15 protein-coding genes and 1 riboswitch are annotated in these 19,305 nt (G+C 37.1%); of the genes, 6 read left to right on the plus strand and 9 right to left on the minus strand.

The window, feature by feature from the left end; translation table 11 throughout:
- Positions 1–66: 66 nt before the first annotated feature.
- A complete protein-coding gene (locus I6L50_RS06375; protein WP_219300904.1) occupies positions 67–369 on the minus strand; it encodes a DUF3910 family protein in 303 nt (100 codons plus the stop codon).
- A gap of 85 nt (positions 370–454) precedes the next feature.
- Positions 455–1,330 (minus strand): cell wall-binding protein EntA, encoded by an 876-nt coding sequence (locus tag I6L50_RS06380; RefSeq protein WP_219300905.1) that lies wholly within the window; start codon positions 1,328–1,330, stop codon positions 455–457.
- A 677-nt stretch (positions 1,331–2,007) separates the two neighbouring features.
- Here I6L50_RS06380 and opuD point away from each other — a divergent pair.
- Both opuD and I6L50_RS34715 read left to right on the plus strand, forming a co-directional pair.
- Positions 2,008–3,522 (plus strand): glycine betaine transporter OpuD, encoded by a 1,515-nt coding sequence (gene opuD, locus I6L50_RS06385; protein ID WP_002167370.1) that lies wholly within the window; start codon positions 2,008–2,010, stop codon positions 3,520–3,522.
- Positions 3,523–3,827: 305 nt separating this feature from the next.
- Positions 3,828–3,962, plus strand: a complete 135-nt coding sequence (locus I6L50_RS34715) for a hypothetical protein (protein WP_002068447.1) — start codon at positions 3,828–3,830, stop codon at positions 3,960–3,962.
- A gap of 155 nt (positions 3,963–4,117) precedes the next feature.
- On the opposite strand, the gene I6L50_RS06390 is transcribed toward I6L50_RS34715, so the two are convergent.
- From I6L50_RS06390 to I6L50_RS06415, 6 genes are all read right to left on the minus strand, one after another.
- Positions 4,118–5,419: a glycosyltransferase family 2 protein gene (locus tag I6L50_RS06390; RefSeq protein WP_002139087.1), complete on the minus strand. Its 1,302-nt coding sequence runs from the start codon at positions 5,417–5,419 to the stop codon at positions 4,118–4,120.
- On the minus strand, positions 5,416–6,171 hold the full coding sequence (locus I6L50_RS06395; protein ID WP_078421824.1) for a diguanylate cyclase domain-containing protein: 756 nt from the start codon (positions 6,169–6,171) through the stop codon (positions 5,416–5,418). Before I6L50_RS06395 ends, I6L50_RS06390 begins: the two co-directional genes overlap by 4 nt.
- Before the next feature lie 262 nt (positions 6,172–6,433).
- Entirely contained in the window at positions 6,434–7,645 is a 1,212-nt protein-coding gene (locus I6L50_RS06400; protein ID WP_002016182.1) for a NupC/NupG family nucleoside CNT transporter, read from the minus strand.
- 362 nt (positions 7,646–8,007) lie between these two features.
- The gene (locus I6L50_RS06405; protein WP_219300906.1) at positions 8,008–9,726 is read right to left on the minus strand and encodes a C40 family peptidase; all 1,719 of its coding nucleotides are present in this window, start codon (positions 9,724–9,726) and stop codon (positions 8,008–8,010) included.
- Between the two features lie 210 nt (positions 9,727–9,936).
- A complete protein-coding gene (locus I6L50_RS06410; RefSeq protein WP_080220993.1) occupies positions 9,937–10,821 on the minus strand; it encodes a D-amino-acid transaminase in 885 nt (294 codons plus the stop codon).
- 573 nt (positions 10,822–11,394) lie between these two features.
- Positions 11,395–13,323 (minus strand): LTA synthase family protein, encoded by a 1,929-nt coding sequence (locus I6L50_RS06415; protein ID WP_219300907.1) that lies wholly within the window; start codon positions 13,321–13,323, stop codon positions 11,395–11,397.
- Between the two features lie 550 nt (positions 13,324–13,873).
- Here I6L50_RS06415 and I6L50_RS06420 point away from each other — a divergent pair.
- Positions 13,874–14,239 carry a YkvA family protein gene (locus tag I6L50_RS06420; protein WP_002089647.1) on the plus strand — a complete coding sequence of 122 codons (366 nt, stop codon included), beginning with the start codon at positions 13,874–13,876 and terminating at the stop codon, positions 14,237–14,239.
- Positions 14,240–14,289: 50 nt separating this feature from the next.
- A complete protein-coding gene (locus I6L50_RS06425) occupies positions 14,290–14,781 on the plus strand; it encodes a metal-binding protein (RefSeq protein ID WP_219300908.1) in 492 nt (163 codons plus the stop codon).
- A gap of 145 nt (positions 14,782–14,926) precedes the next feature.
- On the opposite strand, the gene I6L50_RS06430 is transcribed toward I6L50_RS06425, so the two are convergent.
- The gene (locus I6L50_RS06430; protein WP_002167374.1) at positions 14,927–15,244 is read right to left on the minus strand and encodes a magnetosome magnetite crystal formation protein family; all 318 of its coding nucleotides are present in this window, start codon (positions 15,242–15,244) and stop codon (positions 14,927–14,929) included.
- Between the two features lie 287 nt (positions 15,245–15,531).
- On the opposite strand from I6L50_RS06430, the gene lldP reads away from it, so the two are divergent.
- Entirely contained in the window at positions 15,532–17,193 is a 1,662-nt protein-coding gene (gene lldP, locus I6L50_RS06435) for an L-lactate permease (RefSeq protein WP_002143782.1), read from the plus strand.
- 71 nt (positions 17,194–17,264) lie between these two features.
- Positions 17,265–17,380, plus strand: a riboswitch (TPP riboswitch).
- A gap of 112 nt (positions 17,381–17,492) precedes the next feature.
- Positions 17,493–19,253, plus strand: a complete 1,761-nt coding sequence (thiC, locus tag I6L50_RS06440; RefSeq protein WP_113936237.1) for a phosphomethylpyrimidine synthase ThiC — start codon at positions 17,493–17,495, stop codon at positions 19,251–19,253.
- Positions 19,254–19,305 lie beyond the last annotated feature (52 nt).

Genomic DNA, 19,305 nt, shown 5'->3' on the forward strand with positions numbered 1-19,305 from the left:
TGAAGGGAAAGTAAAAAGGATATCACCTAGTTGGAAAATCCTACTAGGTGATATCCTTTTTTGCAATTAGAAGCGGGCTTCCTTTAATATCGCTTCTACATATGGATCATTTAATATTTGCTTTATGAGCGGTAGCATTTCTTGCTCGAATGGAATATCAATAGGGAATGGCTTTTGAGAGTCTGGTTTTATTCCGTATTGTACGAGTTTGTAATGTGTATTTTTTTCAGACTTGAGCACAATTAATTTATAGCGATTGTCATCGTTTGTTAGTGAGAAGTCAATTGCGATTGCATCATATGTGACATCATCTTTATATATGTACGGCTTTGGTGTACCGACCCAGTCTACCTTAGCTTGTAAATTCATGGACGTCACCTCCTTATATGTATTATATAAAAAATAAAAGCCAGCTCTCAATAAAGAGAACCGGCTGTAACTTAGCAGTCATTGGTTATTTTAAAATTTTCACTTTAACAGTTTTGCGTCCCCATTTGTTAGCAGCGCTATCTGATCCAAGTAGAATGTCGATACGGTTACCTTTAATTGCACCGCCAGTATCACCAGCGATCGCTTCTCCATAACCTTCTACCCATACTTTAGATCCTAATGGGATTACTTTCGGGTCAACAGCGATCATTTTCATGTTTGGGTTCGCTGTTAGGTCATGACCCATTGCAGTTAATACACGGCCGCCGTATGTGCCACCGTTTTCGCTCGGATGAGCTGTATATGCTGTAGCTACAACTGTTAACTCACGACCATTAGAAGGTTCGCTAGTTTCAGCAGCTTTCACAGCAGGCGTAGCAGTTGTTTTTACTGGTGCAGGTGCTTGAGCCTTAGCTGGTGCTGCAGCTTTAGCAGGAGCAGGCGTTTCTTGTTTCTCGATAACAGGTGCTGTACCTGTTAAGAAAGGAACATGAACATAAGCCGTTTTCCCGTTATATTCAAATTGTAACCACTCATTTTGTACTTGGTTCGTTGTTTCGATCATATCGTCTTTCTTAAGCGTTCCAAGAATTTCTGAGTTTGTGTTCGCTTCAGCACGTACATTTAATACGTTAGCTGTTACATAGTAAGAGTTCTTTGTAAACTCTGCACTTACGAATGCGTCTTTACCATCTAATTTGATTTGTGACCATCCGTTTTCTGTATTTAGAACATCTAATTTATGACCATTCTGTAATTTACCGACAACTTTTGATTCAGTAGTAGGGTTTTCTCGTACGTTTAGTACGTCTGTTGTTACAACAGTTTCTGCATTAGCAGATGCGGTGAAAATCCCAAGACCAAAAACTGCTGCTGTTGCTATTCCAATTAATTTTTTCATGATAGCCTCCATTGCGTTTGTTTTCGTGTCCTCATTATAGCAACAGATTTTTTCGGATTTTGGGAAAACACACAATTACAAACCATTCGTAATAAGTCGTTAACACTTTGTAATATAGCTAGAATGAGAGGAAAGCGTTTTTCATTCCATATAATTAGTAGGTTTCTAGTTATATTCAAAATATTTAATACAACGTATTTTTTTCGGTGTAAATAAAAATATTACAAGGGTGTTACATAATGATTACTATACAGTTACATTCCTTGAGTATTTTCCCGTTTTATGGGTAATATAGTTATATAAACATAAACATCTCGTTTGTGAAGTTATAAACACGCGCTATATACTAGCAAAAAACCGCATAATTGTTACAAGAAGAAAGGGTTGTACAGAATAAATCTGCCCTTTTTTAAAACTGTAACACATCCTTTTTTGGGAAAATCTCTTCCCATCCGCATTTTTCTCACACAATTTGACAGTAGTATTCCAATCTTGTAGCTCTTGCAGAGTGGAAAGGTTGTACGGAAGGTAAGGCTGTCCATAAGAACTCTAATTGGTGAAGGCAAACTTGAGAAAGCCGAAAGAAAATCACCACAAAAAACTATGGTTTTCTATCCGATTTAACATATCGGAATTTATGATTTTTACAAGAAATGAAACATACGAAGGGGGATTTGATGAGGAAACTGACGAAAACATTTATTGTCTCATTAACATTATGTATTGCATTTACACTTTGGGGGATTATTCCCGAATCTATTATTGGAAAAGGTAGCTTAGGAAATGTAACGACTGTAATTCAAGCTGCGTTAGTTAGTAAGTTTGGATGGTTCTATATTATTTCCGTTTCTATTTTCTTAGGAATTGCTATTTTCTTAATTGTTTCTAAGTACGGTTCGATTCGTTTAGGTAAAGATGATGATGAACCTGATTATAGTTATATGACATGGTTTGCTATGTTATTTAGTGCCGGTATGGGAATCGGTTTGGTTTTCTGGGGCGTCGCAGAACCGATGAACCATTTATACACACCTCCGTTTGGAGAGAGTGCGACTGAAGAGAGTGCACGCCTTGCACTTCGTTTCTCATTTTTCCATTGGGGATTACATCCGTGGGGATTATATGCACTTGTAGCATTATGTATTGCGTATTTTACATTTAGAAAAGGAAGAGCAAGTACAATTAGTGCGACAGTGGGTCCGCTATTTAAAGGCGGTGAACATGGCCGTATTGCCCATATGTTTGATGTTCTAGCTGTGTTTGCAACAGTATTTGGTGTGGCGACATCATTAGGACTTGGGGCAAAGCAAATTGCGGGTGGTGTTAGTTATTTAACATCCATTCCAAACTCATTACCAACGCAGCTAGTAATCATCGGAATTGTAACTGTTCTTTATATGCTATCCGCGCAAACGGGACTCGATAAAGGAATTAAATATTTAAGTAATGCGAATATTATTTTAGCGTTTGCACTTATGATAATTGTATTATTTGCAGGTCCAACAAACTTTATTATGAATTATTTCACTTCAACAATCGGTTCATACATTCAAGAATTGCCAAGTATGAGTTTCCGTTTAAGTCCATTAAATGAAGGCGGAAATCAATGGATTCAGTCATGGACAATTTTCTACTGGGCATGGTGGATTGCATGGTCACCATTCGTAGGTACGTTTATTGCTCGTGTGTCACGCGGGCGTACAATTCGTGAATTTGTTGTTGGTGTGTTACTCGTACCAACAGTAATTGGCGCGCTTTGGTTCTCTGTTTTCGGAGGAACAGGTATTCACATGGAGCTATTTGATGGTGCAAATATATATGGACAAATTAAAGAAATGGGCACAGAAGTAGGATTGTTTGCTATGTTAGACCAAATGGGTAGTATAGGACCGGCTTTATGTGTGTTAGCTATTTTACTTATTTCAACATTCTTTATTACATCGGCAGACTCTGCTACGTTTGTTCTAGCGATGTTAACGACACATGGTAGCTTAAACCCACCAAATCGTATTAAAATGGTTTGGGGTATTGTTCTAGCGGCGTTAGCTTCGATCTTATTGTATGTCGGAGGATTAGAGGCGCTGCAAACTGCGTCGATTATTGCGGCCTTCCCGTTCGTATTTGTTATTTTCTTTATGATTGCAGCACTATTTAAAGAGTTGCAAAAAGAAGGACGCATGAAACAACATTAATATAGAAGAAAAAAATTCTGTATATATAAATAGTAAAAGGACTGCCGACATTCGGCAGTCCTTTTTCACTGTTCTATACTATTGTAGGAAAAGCATTACTTTGTTGCGGAATACTATAGATATCGGTAATTTAAAAAGAAAAATCGATATAGTTCGACAATATCCGATATTTTACACATTATATTCATATTTTTGACAAAAATATGTCGGAAATGTGTTGTTACTTTTATGTATATGTGCTATATTATTTCCTGTAAGCGATTTCAAATAGTTTTAAAGCGCATTCAAGGGGGACAACTAGAATAATGAAACGTTACGAAAGAAAGTGGAAGCATATTTGTTTGAAACGTGTGGCACATCGAAATGCCCAAGAAAGCACGGAACCAAAGACTGAAACTCGTAAAGAGCATCAAGAGAAGCAATTGGTTCTACAAAAATAGCAATCACTTTTTCGTATATAAATGAAGGTCGATCGTTCGTTGGGGGATGGACGTGAAATAACTTTCAGCTAAGGGGTATTGTCTGATATATATAGTATTACGGTAAAAAATAAGCACAGAGCATACGGCGCTCTGTGCTTATTTTTTAATGAAATCTATTTTTCTTTTTTAAATCGTACCGTTTTATCCCAACCAATTACTTGTTTCTTGCTCTTTGCGCGTAAGTAAAGAATGAGACTGCGAATAAACAAATACGTAAAGAGCTGTGCGTACGTAAAGTACATAATGACGCTTATGAAAATGTTGGTCGGTGTAAAGGTTCGTTCGACGCTCTGGGCACTAAATAATTGAGAAACATATGTAATATATGCGACATACCACATAAATAGTAATGGAATGCTATATTGAATTTGGAATATGCCGAGCAGTCCAATTACAAACCAAACGTTTGAAATGATTAGGAATAGCCAAAATACGACATACACTAAAACTTGTTGTAAGGAATGGACGAGAAGTTTCCCTTTAAAAAAGCTTAATGAAGAAAACATTTTTTCTAAAATGTATAAGTTTCCTTGAAGCCAACGTGTCCGCTGTTTAATAAGAATTTTTAAATGCTCAGGTTCTTGTTCCCATGTGATCGATTCCGGGACGATTGGTAAGAGATAGCCCTTTTGGGTAATCCTTAATGTTAATTCGGCATCCTCTGCAATTGCATAAGGATCATAGCCGCCAAGCTCTTCTAATGCAGAACGACGAAGAAGCATGTTTGTTCCAGTTAGTGAACCTGTTTGGAATAATAGCCAGCGTCCAGATTGCATAAGGAGCTGGAAAATCTGAAATTCTAATGAAATCATTCGTGTAAGCCAGTTTCTTTTCTCATTTACTGTACGAACGTGTCCAACTGCTCCAACGGCATCCTTTGTTGTTTCAGCATGTTCTACGAGCATTCGCAGTGCATGTGGTTCAGGTTGATTATCTGCATCGTAAACACAGAAATATTCACCATCCGAAATGCTAAGGCCGTAGTTTAATACACGCGATTTTCCTTTCGGTTCGCCAGGTGGTACACGAATGTGATGAATATGAGCATAAGCTTTGTCGAAATCATCGCCAATTTCAGGTGTTTCATCTTGAGAGTTATCGTTTAATAAATAAACGTTTAGTTTGCCTGGGTATTCAATCTTTGCCATTGCTTCTAATGTATCTTTAATAACAACCCCTTCATTATGGGCAGGTATTAAAATATCTACACTTGGATAATGTTCTAGCGTACGATCTTTTCGTTTACTATTTCGATGAATTAAACCCGCAATTGTTAAGAAAGAGTAATAAACGAGTAAAGCAGAGAATAGAAAGGCCGTAAAAATCAATACATATTTAATTGAAAATGTGATGCTAATCCAGAAAACAAGTACACAAAACAAAATAAATAAAAGAAGCATAACGAGTGTCATCATAATGTGATATGTCCCTTTGCATTGATTTGTTCTCGTTTTATTTTAATATCTTGAATTGCTTCAGCAGCAAGCCATTGTGCCATTTTTGGATGTAGACGGTTCATTACAATGTCAGCACCGGCTTCATTTGTATTTTGTAATAAAATAACTAATGTGTTGCTGTCATATTCAGCAGCAAGGTCAAAGTCAGCTCTGACTGTATCAACTAATAATGAAGCTACACGATCCATGACACTTTCTTTCGTATATTTACTAAAGGAAGTGAAATCAAAGAAAATGATAATGCCTGTTTCATTACGACGATTCATCGCAGTTGTTAATAAAGCTTGTCGTCTTTCGAATTCTTGTCTTGTTAATAATTTTGATTCTCCAATGTATTGCTCAAGCACTCTTACCCGTTCAGTTAACTCTTTATTTTTAAGGATAACCTTTTTTAATAGATGGGTTGAAATATAAACAATGAAGAAGTTAGCTGCCATCAGGAAGTGGGTAATAATATATTCCCATTGATCTGATGTACTCCATAAGTGAAGCCACGCTTGATAAAATAAATAGAATACTGAAATGATTGTTCCCAGTATGAAGAAAATAAATGCTGTTTTATCAGGTAAAAATAAGAATAGTACATTTATGATGACATATATAATTGTAAAAATGAGCGCGTGCTCATATTTCGTCACATGTACAGTAGTAAAATAAAATAAAATTTGTAAAATCCACATAGAGAGGACTTTATAGGACTTATCTTTCACGAAACTTTCCTCCTTAAAAATAATTCGTGCTGGATATTTGTAGTATGCACAATTATTAAGAAATGACCATGTAGCTGGAAGTTTTTTGGGGCGAGATACATCAAGTAGTATCCCTCTTTTATAAGAAAAAATAAACAGACATACTAATTATTGTAACATAGCGTCTATATATCTATACATAAAGTATTTAATATATATACGAAAATTATATTTATGTTATATAAAAAAGCCTCCTCTTTAAAAGAGGAGACTTTACATGAGTTTATAGGAACATCATACCTGCGACTGCTGCGTTTAAGAAGTTCGCTAGTGTACCAGCGATAACTGCTTTAATCCCTAATTGTGCAATTTGTTTACGGCGAGTAGGAGCTAACGTTCCTGTTACACCTAATTGAATTGCGATAGAAGAGAAGTTTGCAAAACCACAGATTGCAAATGTTAAAATCATATTTGTTTTTGCAGAGAACTCTGCCATGTGTGGTCCTAAGTTTGCGTATGCAACGAATTCGTTGATTGCAAGTTTTTGACCGATAAAGCTTGCTGCTTGGATAGCTTCACCTGGAGAAACCCCGATTAAGATTGCAAATGGTGATAATAAGTAACCGAAGATTAAATCAAGGCTAAGTTTAATATCGAACCAAGAACCAACCCATCCTAATAAGCCATTTAATAAAGCGATTAATGCAATGAAGGCCATTAGCATTGCAGCTACGTTAATAACAAGTTGTATACCTTCAGATGCACCGCGTGCAGCTGCATCGATAACGTTTGCGTCTTCACGCTCTGTTGAAAGTTGAACATTATTATCTACTTTTTCTGTTTCTGGCATAATTAGTTTTGCAATTAATAAACTTGATGGAGCTGCCATAATTGCTGCTGCTAATAAATGTTCTAATGGAATTCCCATTGCTGCATATCCGACAAGAACTGATCCGGCAACAGCTGTCATACCACTTACCATAATAGTGAAGAATTCACTGTTAGTTAAACGTGCTAAGTATGGTTTAATTAAAATTGGTGCTTCTGTTTGTCCTAAAAATACAGTTGTTACTGCATTTAAGCTTTCTGCCTTAGAAGTTCCAAGAAGTTTACTTAATGCACCACCAACGATACTAACAAATTTCTGCATAATACCTAAGTAATATAAGATTGCAACTAATGAACTAATAAATACAATTGGAAGTAGTGCTTGAATAACGAAAACAAATCCCCAAGGGCCTTTTGCGTTGACTAAATCCCCAGCAACGAACCTAATTCCCTCGTAAGAAAAATTAATTAATCCTTGAACGCCATCAGCAGCAACTTTTAAGCCTGCTTTTCCAGCATCCCATCGCAATACGATAAATGAAAATGTCATTTGTAATGCTAGCGCGATTAAAATTGTGCGCCAATTAATAGCTTTGCGGTTAGAAGATAGTAAGAAAGCAATTGCTAATACTCCAATCACGCCGCCAATTCCCCATAAAACATTCATGCAGTGTATGCTCCTTCCTCATAGTAAAAAAGTGTATAAACCAGTTGTCTATACTTTTGCGAATATAACATCTTAAGTAACTTATCATAATGGACATCGGAGGTCAAACGTCTAACGAAAAGTTTAAATAAAAAGAAAATTCTTTGAAAAAACACATATAAAATGAATAGACATGAAATAGGTTATGTTTTTTGTTGAAATATATTCATTATGATAACGTTTTGGGCAATTTCAATAGAATATAGTGTATGAAATAGGAGAATGAACGCATAATTTTTTCGTAGAGAGAATGAAAGGGGATTACTATGTTGAGTCTTTTAAAAAGAGCCTTCTAGTAAACTAGAAGGCTCTGAAACTATAACTTAAGGTGCTTTCGTATACCCTAAGAAATGGCTTTTCCAATAAGAGTTGTTTAATGAAGCGATTGCTACACCTTTATCTCCGGATTGGATGAATGATCCCCCGCCAAGGTAGATACCCATGTGAGAAGGACCTGCTTTATAAGTATCTTTGAAATAAATCAAGTCTCCAGGTTGTGGACTTGAAGTTTGTGGTAAGCTGCTCCAATATCCAGCAACACTTTGGCGGCTAATGTTATGACCAAATTTCTTAAATACGTGGTAGATGTAACCACTGCAGTCAACACCGTTAGCAGAAGTACCGCCCCAAACGTATGGTACGCCTTGCATAGATTTCGCGTATGCAAGTAGAGAAGAACTGTCACCGCTATTATTAGTATTATTATTGTTGTTATTATTTTGATTGTTATTTTGGTTGTCGTTAGGCTTATTATCTACTGCGCCACCAACTGGTGTTTTAGATAGGAAACGTGTTCCGATGTAACCAGTTTGACCGTTGTAGTTAATTTTGCTCCATCCAGAGTTTTCAGAGATTACTTGAACCTTCTGTCCTTGTGGAAGTGCGCCTATGATTCTATAATTTGTACCTTCGCCGCTACGTACATTTAGTGCAGAAGCATTAATGTAGTAGTCACCAATTGCACCTTGATCAGGTTGTTTCGGTTGTTCAGGAGTAGCAGTGCCACCTTTAACGAATTTTACAAATTCGCTACTAACATAGCCTGTTTTTCCTTGGTAGTTTACTTTAAACCAGCCGTTTTCAGATCCAACTACGTTTAATGTTGTACCATTTAACACGCCGCCAAGTACACTATGGTAAGCAGCAGGGCCTGTACGAACACGTAGAGATGTTGCGTTAACAACGTAAGTACCGCCAGTTTGAACAGTTCCATTATTATTTTGCTCTTGGTTGTTACCTTGAGTGACGTTTTCGTTAGAACCGCCTTTTGTTACGTAGTCCTTGCTTAAGTAAGCAGTTTGTCCTGCGTAATTGATTTTGAACCAATCTTGAACTTCGCCTACAACTTGTACAACTTGTCCTTGTTTAACAGAACCTACAGTTGGATGAGAAGTGCTAGGACCTGTACGAACGCGAAGAGAAGATACATTTACTGTGTAGTTTCCGCTTGCTGGTTGTACATTTGTTTGATTGTTATTATTGTTTGTAGAACCCGTATTTGAAGAAGCGCCTGATACAAATTCGCTACTTACATAACCTACTTGCCCATTATGGTTGATTTTCACCCAACCATTTTCTTGACCAATTACGTTTAATGTTTGTCCTTCATATACACGTCCTGAAACAGAACTAGAAGTGTTAGGAGCTGTACGTACACGTAATACATCAGCAGTAACTTTATTGTTTCCACCTGTGCTTACATTGTTATTCGTTGTTCCGTTTTTTGATACAAACTCGCCACTAACAAAACCAGTTTGTCCATTAACGTTAATTTTGAACCAACCATTTTCTTCTCCAATTACGTTTAATGATTGACCATTATAAACGCGAGAGATGACGTCGTGAGAAGTACTTGATCCTGCACGAACGTGTAGTACGCTAGCATTCACCGTATATGATGAATTGTTTGATGCGGAAGCTTGGACAGTTTGTGTAGCAGCTTTTTGTGTATTTTGTTCAGGGGCAGCTTGAACACTATCAAGTGTAGGAGCTGCTCCTCCTGCTACAGACACTGCCGCAAGACCGGCAAGGTATTTTTTCATAATTTGTCGATTCCTTTCTGTCTGTAATGTAGTGAAGAAATATTTACCAACTGTTAAAAATTCTAAAGAGCATGTCGATTACTGTCAAGACTTATGTGGTAATCTGAATATGACAAAAAGGTTACAAAAAAAAATCAAGGTATAAATCTGCACCTTGATTTCCATTTAAATATATATATTTGATGTGGAAAATGAGAAGATTATTCGTATTTAGGAAGATGTGCTGTTGGATTTTAAAAGGCTTTGAGAAAATGACCTTTGTAGTAATTTGGTGATAGGGCCAACTTGACCATCTTGAATCGCAGTTCCATCGAGATGGGTCATCGGTAAAATTTCAATAGTCGTTCCCGTAAAGAAGCATTCATCTGCTTGATAAACATCGCGAACGCTGAAAAGCTCTTCCTGTACAGGAAGTTGAAGAGTGTTAGCTAAAGAAAGGACGTACTGACGAATAATGCCGTTTAAAATAAGGTGATTGGCTGGATGCGTATACAGTGTTCCGTTTTTTATAAGAAAGAAGTTAGAGTGGCTACCTTCAGTTACAATACCATTTCGTACGAGAAGTGCTTCTTTACAACCTTTGCGTTCAGCTTTCGTATAAGCTAATACATTTGGTAATAAATTTAGCGATTTAATATCACAGCGGAGCCAGCGTGTATCAGGTTCTGATATAGCACGTACACCGTATTCAATCCATAAAGATGGTCTTTCTTTTTTTGAAATATAAGCATAGATTGTCGGAGATGTGTCATATGAAAATGCATGTGCTCGAGCTTGTACACCACGAGATACTTGTAAGTAAATTGTTCCGTCTTCGTGGAAATTATTGTTTTCAATTAATTTGTAGAGTAAGATGATAAGTTCGGCTTTTGAGAAAGGAAGTGATAATTCTATTTCTTCAAGGGATCGATATAATCTTGTTAAATGTGGGTCTAATAAGTGAAAGTTTCCGTTATAAAGGCGAATAACTTCATAGACGCCATCGCCAAATTGTAAACCTCTTTCTTCAAGTTCTATGTACGCGCGATGTTTTGTTGTATCAATAACTGCATCATTCCATAGTACAAATCTTTCGTATGCCAATTTTCGTCCCATCCTTTCGTTAGTACATGAATAAAAATCACTATAGTAATTTTTATGTAAGCAATTCTATACATATGACGTATATGTATTTTGTAAATCACAGAGAAGTAGTGGTGATTTATCCCGCATTAACTGCCCGTAAATGCCCGATTGGTGAGGGCGAATAATCAGTGTGGGATGAACAAAACCCCCACTGATGAAAGTTTCACTTTATAGCATTTTGTATATACAAATTCGGAAATGAGAAATAAGAATCCTGCTTTTTGAAAAAAAAAGCAACATTCGTATGGAATGTTGCAAAAGGAGGGTAGCTATCTTTCATAGGGACATCGTCTTTAAAGGTTTCATTTATGCAAACAAAACACTTGGAAAGACAATTATAAGAAAGTTGAAAACAAATGATGAACATATTTCTTTAAGGGATCTTATTGAAGATGAGAGATAAGAAATATGTAGAACCTTGTTTACATATTTTATTATAAAGATGTTTCGTTAATGTGGTGTAAATATTAGGTGAAGGTTATGTAATTTTAAAGTTAATGTATAGAAGAATGTGTAGAGAGGAAAATAAAAAAGAGGCTGAGGTTACTCAGCGCTCTTCTTTTCTTCTTTAATAACCGTTTTTACTTCACCAGTTTTGATCTTATTGCTTTCAGAGAAGCGAAGTAAGTCGCCTTCAATGATTTTGTCAGACATGTGCAATTCATTTTGTGCACGATCAATAAGTGGTTGAGCTTCTTCTTTCGGTAATTGTACAACTTCACCTGTGTTACGATCGTAGAATGTACTGTTTGTGTACATGTACTTATCTGTAATGAAGCTACCGTCACGAAGAACAACGAATCCTTTATTGTCTGGTGAGAATACATCATGACCGAATTGGATTTGATTCGAAGAATCTACACCAAGTAGGTTTAGAATTGTTGGTTTAATGTCAATTTCACCAGTTGGTTTTGAAATTGTTTTACCCTCTTTTTGACCTGGAACGTGAATAAACATCGGTGTTTTTTGTAAGTTCATATGGTCAAATGTAGTGATTTCTTCTTTTCCTAAGAACTGTGCCATTGCACGGTTATGATTCTCAGAAATACCATAATGGTCACCGTAGAATACGATAACAGAGTTGTCGTAAATACCTTCAGCTTTTAGACGCTCAATAAAGTGCTTCATTGCTTCGTCTAAGTAGCGAGCTGTTACCATGTAGCGGTCAAATACGCCATCGCCAGAGTTGTATTCATCGATTAACTTCGTACCGTCATCATAAGTGAATGGGTAATGGTTTGTTAAAGTAAGGAAGCGAGTATAGAACGGCTGCTTCACTTGTTTTAACATATCGATAGACTGATCGAAGTATTCGATATCCTTTAGTCCCCAGTTTAATTTTGTTTCTGGCGTAATCTTGTAGTCAAGTTCGTTGTAGTAACGATCATAACCAAGTGCCGGATACATAATGTTACGGTTCCAGAATGTTGCGTTGTTTGCGTGGAATACTGATGTGTGATACCCTTGCTCACGCAAAATTTCTGGAGTTGCTGTATATTCGTTGTTACCGTGTGTGAAGAATACAGCACCACGGTCTAGTGGATATAACGAAGTATCTACTAAGAATTCAGCATCAGATGTTTTACCTTGCCCAGTTTGATGGAAGAAGTTATCGAAGTAATAACTTTCTTTCGCAAATTGGTTTAGGAATGGTGTAACTTCTTGTCCATTAACTTGCGCACCGATTAAGAATGTTTGTAATGATTCAAGAGAGACAACAATTACGTTTTTCCCTTTTGCAGTACCATACATATTTGGATCTGGTTTACTTTGTGTTGTTTTCACATAGTTTTCTGCTTCTTGTAATTTACTACTATCAGCAAACGCTTTTTGTGAACTTGATTTTGCTTGTAGGCCAAGATCGTATGCTTGGTGTACATATAATCCTAAGTTTTTAACAAGCATAACGCGGTCGAATGAACGTGTTAATAGTTCTGGACGCTCAGCTTCTGCAAATCCTAGGTTTACGCAGAAAATAGCAACTGTTGACACGAAGTATAGAGAACGCATCGGACGTGCTACACGCTCTGTCGGTGCAAAATCTTTCTTCTTCTTCAATAGAACGAAGAATACGATAATATCCGCAAATGCAAGGATGATTTTGAAGTTAAATAATTCTTTCACACTAGAACCTAAACTTCCGAAATTAGACGTTTGTCCTAGTACTGGTAAAGTAACGAAGTCATTGTAGAATCCGTAGAACATTACGTTACCAACAAGAATGAACGTTAAGATAAAGTTAATTCCTAGTGCTATATAGTTACGTTTTTTCCCTTTTGCAAATAATGCAAGACCCACAAACAGTAATGATGCTGCTAATGGACTAATGAATAAAATGAATTCTTGCATGAAAGATTCAAGTTTTAAATCGAAGCTAGTGCGTGTAATGATGTAGGATTTTAGCCATACGGCCAAAGCTACGAATAAAGTGAAACGCACATTTTGAAATTGTGATTTCATGGTTTCTTTCATTCATTTCCACCCTTTCTCTATCAGGCTTGGTCGATTTTGGAGCGAAAAATGCTAAAATAAAAAATACATAGTTTTCTTGGCCATAATTAGAGTTTCTATATTCACCCATATACGACTTTAACTATGCATACCCTTTTTGGTTTCTTGTGCTGCTCATAAGCATAACGTCATTTCTGTATTATACAACAAAATTCATTTCTGAGAAACACTATAACATTTTACATTTTTTGTATGTGATTTGTCACTACCAGAGAAAACTTTAACATTCGTTTATATGCCCGTCAACTAGAAAATATAACAAAAATAGAAAAGAATGTTAAGCGGAATTGAAAGTTTTTTGGTTGAGAAATATGGAATAGAAATCTTTAAGTGGTTGTCTAGAAAACTATTATATGAAGGAAAATATGAAAAAATTAACGAACACTTGTTCTTTTTGGTTTTGTTTGTTACAATGAAATTTCATTGATAGATTATGTGTAATTTTGATGAACTTTTACTGATAACATAACATATTGTAGCTTATTTCTTTTGAAAATAGGGAGGCTTTTGAATGAAACAAAAATTTTCAGTTGAAGCGTTTTGGAAGAAAATAAAACATGTTGCGAAGCAGGCAGGGCAGTCGGTAATCTATGCGAGTTTATTGTTGTTTTACGTTTTGCAAAGACCGGATGTTCCAAAACGAGTGAAAATTATTGTAATCGGAGCACTTGCTTATTTCATTGCACCGATTGATGCCATTCCAGATTTCATTGCTGGAGTCGGTTATACGGATGATTTAGGTGCGTTAATGGCCGCACTATTACAAGCATCGATATACGTAAATGAAGATGTGAAAGATAAGTCGCGAGTGAAGTTGGCAGAATGGTTTGGTTCGGATATAGACACATCATTTATCGATCAAAAATTAGATCAATAGGTGAGAACTGTCATAGGATGACAGGGCGAACGTAAGCGAGGAAGTGCATTATGCCATCAGGAAGAACGCATACGAAAATAAACTTAATATCCCTTCCGATTGTTTTGTTTATGCTCTTTTCGTATGGATTAACAAGTTTTGATTTTTTATTAACTTTTGCAATTGGCTTTTTAGTAGGTACTTCATTTTTAACACCGGATTTAGATACGTACAGTAATGCGTATAATAAATGGGGATTCCTCCGTGTTTTTTGGTATCCATATAGGAGCGTAATGCCCCATCGTTCCTTCTTCACACATACGATTATAATTGGTGATATTATTCGTATTGCATACATGTTAATCGTGTTTTCTCCGTTTTTATTCCTATTAAATATAATCGCATTCGGTGGAAATTTAATAGAAATTGCGAAGGAACACGAGGTTGAAATTGTAACGTTTGTAATGGGGATTGTTGTAGCGAGTACGCTCCACATTATAGCGGATAAAGCGAATACGCGCCGAAAGAAAATGATGAGAAAAAAGAAGAAACGCAGAAGATAAAAAAACCGTCCCAAAAGGTATTTTGGGACGGTTTTTTCTTATTAATAGGTAGGTTATTCTTGTCGTATCGCCGATAAAATTTCATTTACAATCATGCGACATTAATTTTTGGGCAGTTCCTTTTTAATCAAACGTTTGTTTAAAACTAAGCTTTCAGTATCTTAATACCTTTCACGATATTCCAAATGAAGTAGTATAAGCTAATGATTCCGCAAATGCATAAGACGATGATTGCCCCAATTCCAAGTGTTACGTCTGGTTGATCAGATCCGATGCCCATAATTCCTAAAATAACTAATCCAATAAATGAAGCGATACTTGGAACGATATGTGTCCATAGAGCACGTTTCGCATGTGGTTTCGTTTCAGAATCGCCCACAATCCACACGATAATAGGGAATAAGATAGGTGCAAATAATACACTAAAGTATGATAAAGCTGCTAATATTTTGTTTCCGTTCATATATATCACCTCATAAGTAATGTCCGTTGTTATACTTTTAGTATGCGATAAATTTGGCAACCTTCCTATCGATTAACATTACAAGAACGTGACGCTTTTGTAAGATTTCCTTTTTAAATGATGGAATTTTCAAAAAAATCTTTTTAAATGAAAATTGTTGTGATAAAATTATTGAAAACGTTTTCTTGAACGTTTTATATTTTTTAGACTTAAAGGTATGATGACCTGGTAGTCTATTGATAAGGTTATATCTTATTTAAAAGGGGATTCTTTAGGGGGAGAGAACAATGAACACATGGACACAAGTTTACGATCCGTTCGGTAACATTTGGATTTCGGCAGCAGTCGCACTTATTCCAATCATCTTTTTTTTCTTAGCTTTAGCAGTTTTCCGCATGAAGGGGTATGTGGCAGGATTTATTACAGTTGTATTAACGATTTTGGTGGCGTTATTTGCGTATAAAATGCCATTCACAATGGCAATGGCAGCGACCGGATACGGTTTCTTATACGGATTATGGCCAATTGCGTGGATTATCATTATGTCAGTATTTTTATATAAAATTTCTGTGAAAACAGGTCAATTTGATGTCATTCGTGCATCTGTATTATCCATTACGAATGATCATCGTTTACTCGTTATTTTAATCGGATTTTCATTTGGAGCATTTTTGGAAGGGGCAGCAGGATTTGGTGCACCAGTAGCGATTACGGCAGCGCTTCTGGCAGGCCTTGGGCTAAATCCTTTATATGCAGCAGGTCTTTGTTTAATCGCAAATACTGCACCAGTAGCGTTCGGAGCGATGGGGATTCCGATTACAGTTGCTGGACAAGTAACAGGCATTGATCCGCATAAAATTGGACAAATGGCTGGGCATCAATTACCGTTCTTATCTTTATTTGTTCCGTTCTTTATCGTATTTTTAATGGATGGATTTAAAGGAGTAAAACAAACGTGGCCTGCTTTATTTGTAGCGGGTAGTTCATTTGCAATTACACAGTTTATTACAGCGACGTTTTTAGGACCAGAACTTCCGGATATTACGTCAGCGCTTGTAAGTTTAGTAAGTTTATCGCTATTCTTAAAAGTTTGGCAGCCGAAAGAAATTTATCAAACTAAGCAAGCGAATAGTGAAGTAGCCGCGGCGACGACAACGACATCTATGCCGAAACTAACGGTAGGAAAAGTAGTAAAAGCGTGGTCTCCGTTCATTATTTTGACTGTGATGGTAGTCATCTGGAGCCAGAGTTTCTTTAAAGCGTTATTCGCTCCGGGCGGCGCTTTAGAAAGTCTCGTATTTAAATTTGAAGTTCCAGGCTTGCACAATTTAGTAATGAAAGCAGAGCCTATTGTAAATAAACCAACACCTTATGAAGCAATCTTGAAATTAGATATTTTATCAGCGACTGGAACAGCAATTTTAATTGCTTGTATCATTTCTATCTTTATTTTGAAAATGAGTGCAAAAGATGCAGTAGCAACATTTAAAGAAACGTTAAACGAACTAAAAATGCCAATTCTATCTATTGGATTCGTATTAGGATTCGCATTTATCGCAAACTATTCTGGTCTATCTTCTACATTAGCGTTAGCACTTGCAGGAACTGGCGGACTATTCCCGTTCTTCTCACCATTCTTAGGATGGATTGGCGTATTCTTAACGGGATCAGATACGTCAGCGAACGCACTGTTCTCGAATTTACAAGCAATTACAGCGCAGCAAGTCGGTGTATCTGAAGTACTTCTTGTTGCAGCAAATACAACGGGCGGTGTAACAGGTAAAATGATTTCTCCGCAATCAATTGCGATTGCTTGTGCGGCAGTTGGACTTGCTGGGAAAGAGTCAGATTTGTTCCGCTTTACATTGAAGCATAGTTTATTCTTCGTTACTATTGTTGGGATTATGACGTATGTGCAAGCTTATTATTTAACTTGGATGATTCCGTAAACAACAAAAGAAATAAACTTTGCATTTTTCAGATTATAGTGTATGATGGGAAAGTATTGAAAATTAAATCAGTGATAAACTAGGGGTGCCTAACGTATGCGTAGGCTGAGAGAGAAGTGTGTGAACTTCTTAACCCTTTGGACCTGATCTGGCTCGTACCAGCGTAGGGAAGTTAACGGCTTTACATAATTATGTCTTTATGAGCCAGGTCCTTATTCGTTTATGGACCTGGCTCTTTTTATTTTGGCATGCGCTGGCCATATCTCGTCCTTGTCACGAACAGGGGGGCAACAAAGGTTATGAAACAGTCTGTTTCAGCTGAGCAAATTGAATTGAAATCGAGTTTACCAGGAAGTAAGAAAGTGTATGTGGATGGAACACGTGAAGGCATGAAAGTACCAATGCGCGAGATTGAACAAAGCGATACGAACGGTGTTCAAAATCCGCCAATCCGTGTGTATGATACGAGTGGACCTTATACAGATCCAGAGTATAAAGTGGAGCTGGAAAAAGGGTTGCATGCGCCGCGCCACTCTTGGACCTTGGGGCGTGGTGATGTGGAAGCTTATGAAGGACGCGAAATTAAACCTGAGGATGACGGTGTGAAAGTGGCTTCAAAACATATACCTGTTTTCCCGCAAATGGATCGTAAGCCGCTTAGAGCGAAGCAAGGTGCAAATGTTTCGCAAATGCATTATGCGCGTAATGGCATTATTACGTCTGAGATGGAATATGTTGCGATTCGTGAAGGGGTAGAACCTGAATTTGTTCGTAAGGAGATTGCAGAAGGTCGTGCGATTTTGCCGGCGAACATTAACCATCCTGAAGCGGAACCGATGATAATTGGACGTAATTTTCACGTGAAGGTAAATGCAAATATCGGAAACTCTGCTGTATCGTCTTCTATTGCAGAAGAAGTAGAGAAGATGACGTGGGCGACTCGCTGGGGTGCAGATACGATTATGGATTTATCTACAGGTAAAAACATTCATACAACACGTGAGTGGATTATTCGTAATGCTCCGGTACCAGTTGGAACTGTGCCAATTTATCAAGCGCTTGAAAAAGTAAACGGAATTGCAGAAGATTTAACGTGGGAAGTATATCGTGATACGTTAATTGAGCAGGCGGAGCAAGGTGTTGATTACTTCACGATTCACGCTGGTGTATTACTTCGCTACATTCCGATTACTGCAAAGCGTATGACAGGTATTGTTTCACGCGGTGGTTCGATTATGGCGCAGTGGTGTTTATTCCATCATAAAGAAAACTTCCTATATACTCACTTTGAAGAGATTTGTGAAATTATGAAGCAGTACGATGTTTCGTTCTCTCTTGGAGATGGATTACGTCCAGGTTCTATTGCAGATGCAAATGACGAAGCGCAGTTTTCTGAGCTTGAAACACTTGGTGAATTAACAAAAATCGCTTGGAAACATGATGTGCAAGTTATGATTGAAGGACCTGGGCATGTACCGATGCATTTAATTAAAGAGAATATGGAGAAAGAACTTGATATTTGTCAGGGCGCGCCGTTCTATACACTTGGGCCGTTAACGACAGATATTGCACCAGGTTATGACCATATTACTTCAGCGATTGGTGCTGCGATGATCGGCTGGTTTGGAACGGCGATGCTTTGTTATGTAACACCGAAAGAACATTTAGGTTTACCGAACAAAGATGATGTTCGCGAAGGGGTTATTACGTACAAAATCGCTGCGCATGCAGCCGATCTTGCGAAAGGGCATAAAACGGCTCATCAGCGTGATGATGCACTTTCAAAAGCACGATTTGAATTCCGTTGGCGCGACCAATTTAATTTATCTTTAGATCCTGAACGCGCGATGGAGTACCATGATGAAACGTTGCCAGCAGAAGGGGCGAAAACAGCGCATTTCTGTTCAATGTGTGGCCCAAAGTTTTGTAGTATGAGAATTTCACATGATATTCGTGAATATGCGAAAGAAAATGACTTAGAAACGACAGAAGCAATTGAAAAAGGAATGAAAGAGAAAGCGGTAGAATTCAAAGAAACTGGTAGTCATTTATATCAATAACACGTCACACCTCTTTACTTGATTGATCACACTGTACCTAACTTAAATATAG

Origin of the sequence: Bacillus sp. FDAARGOS_1420 (genome assembly GCF_019344915.1) — a bacterium.
Taxonomy (GTDB): domain Bacteria; phylum Bacillota; class Bacilli; order Bacillales; family Bacillaceae_G; genus Bacillus_A; species Bacillus_A mycoides.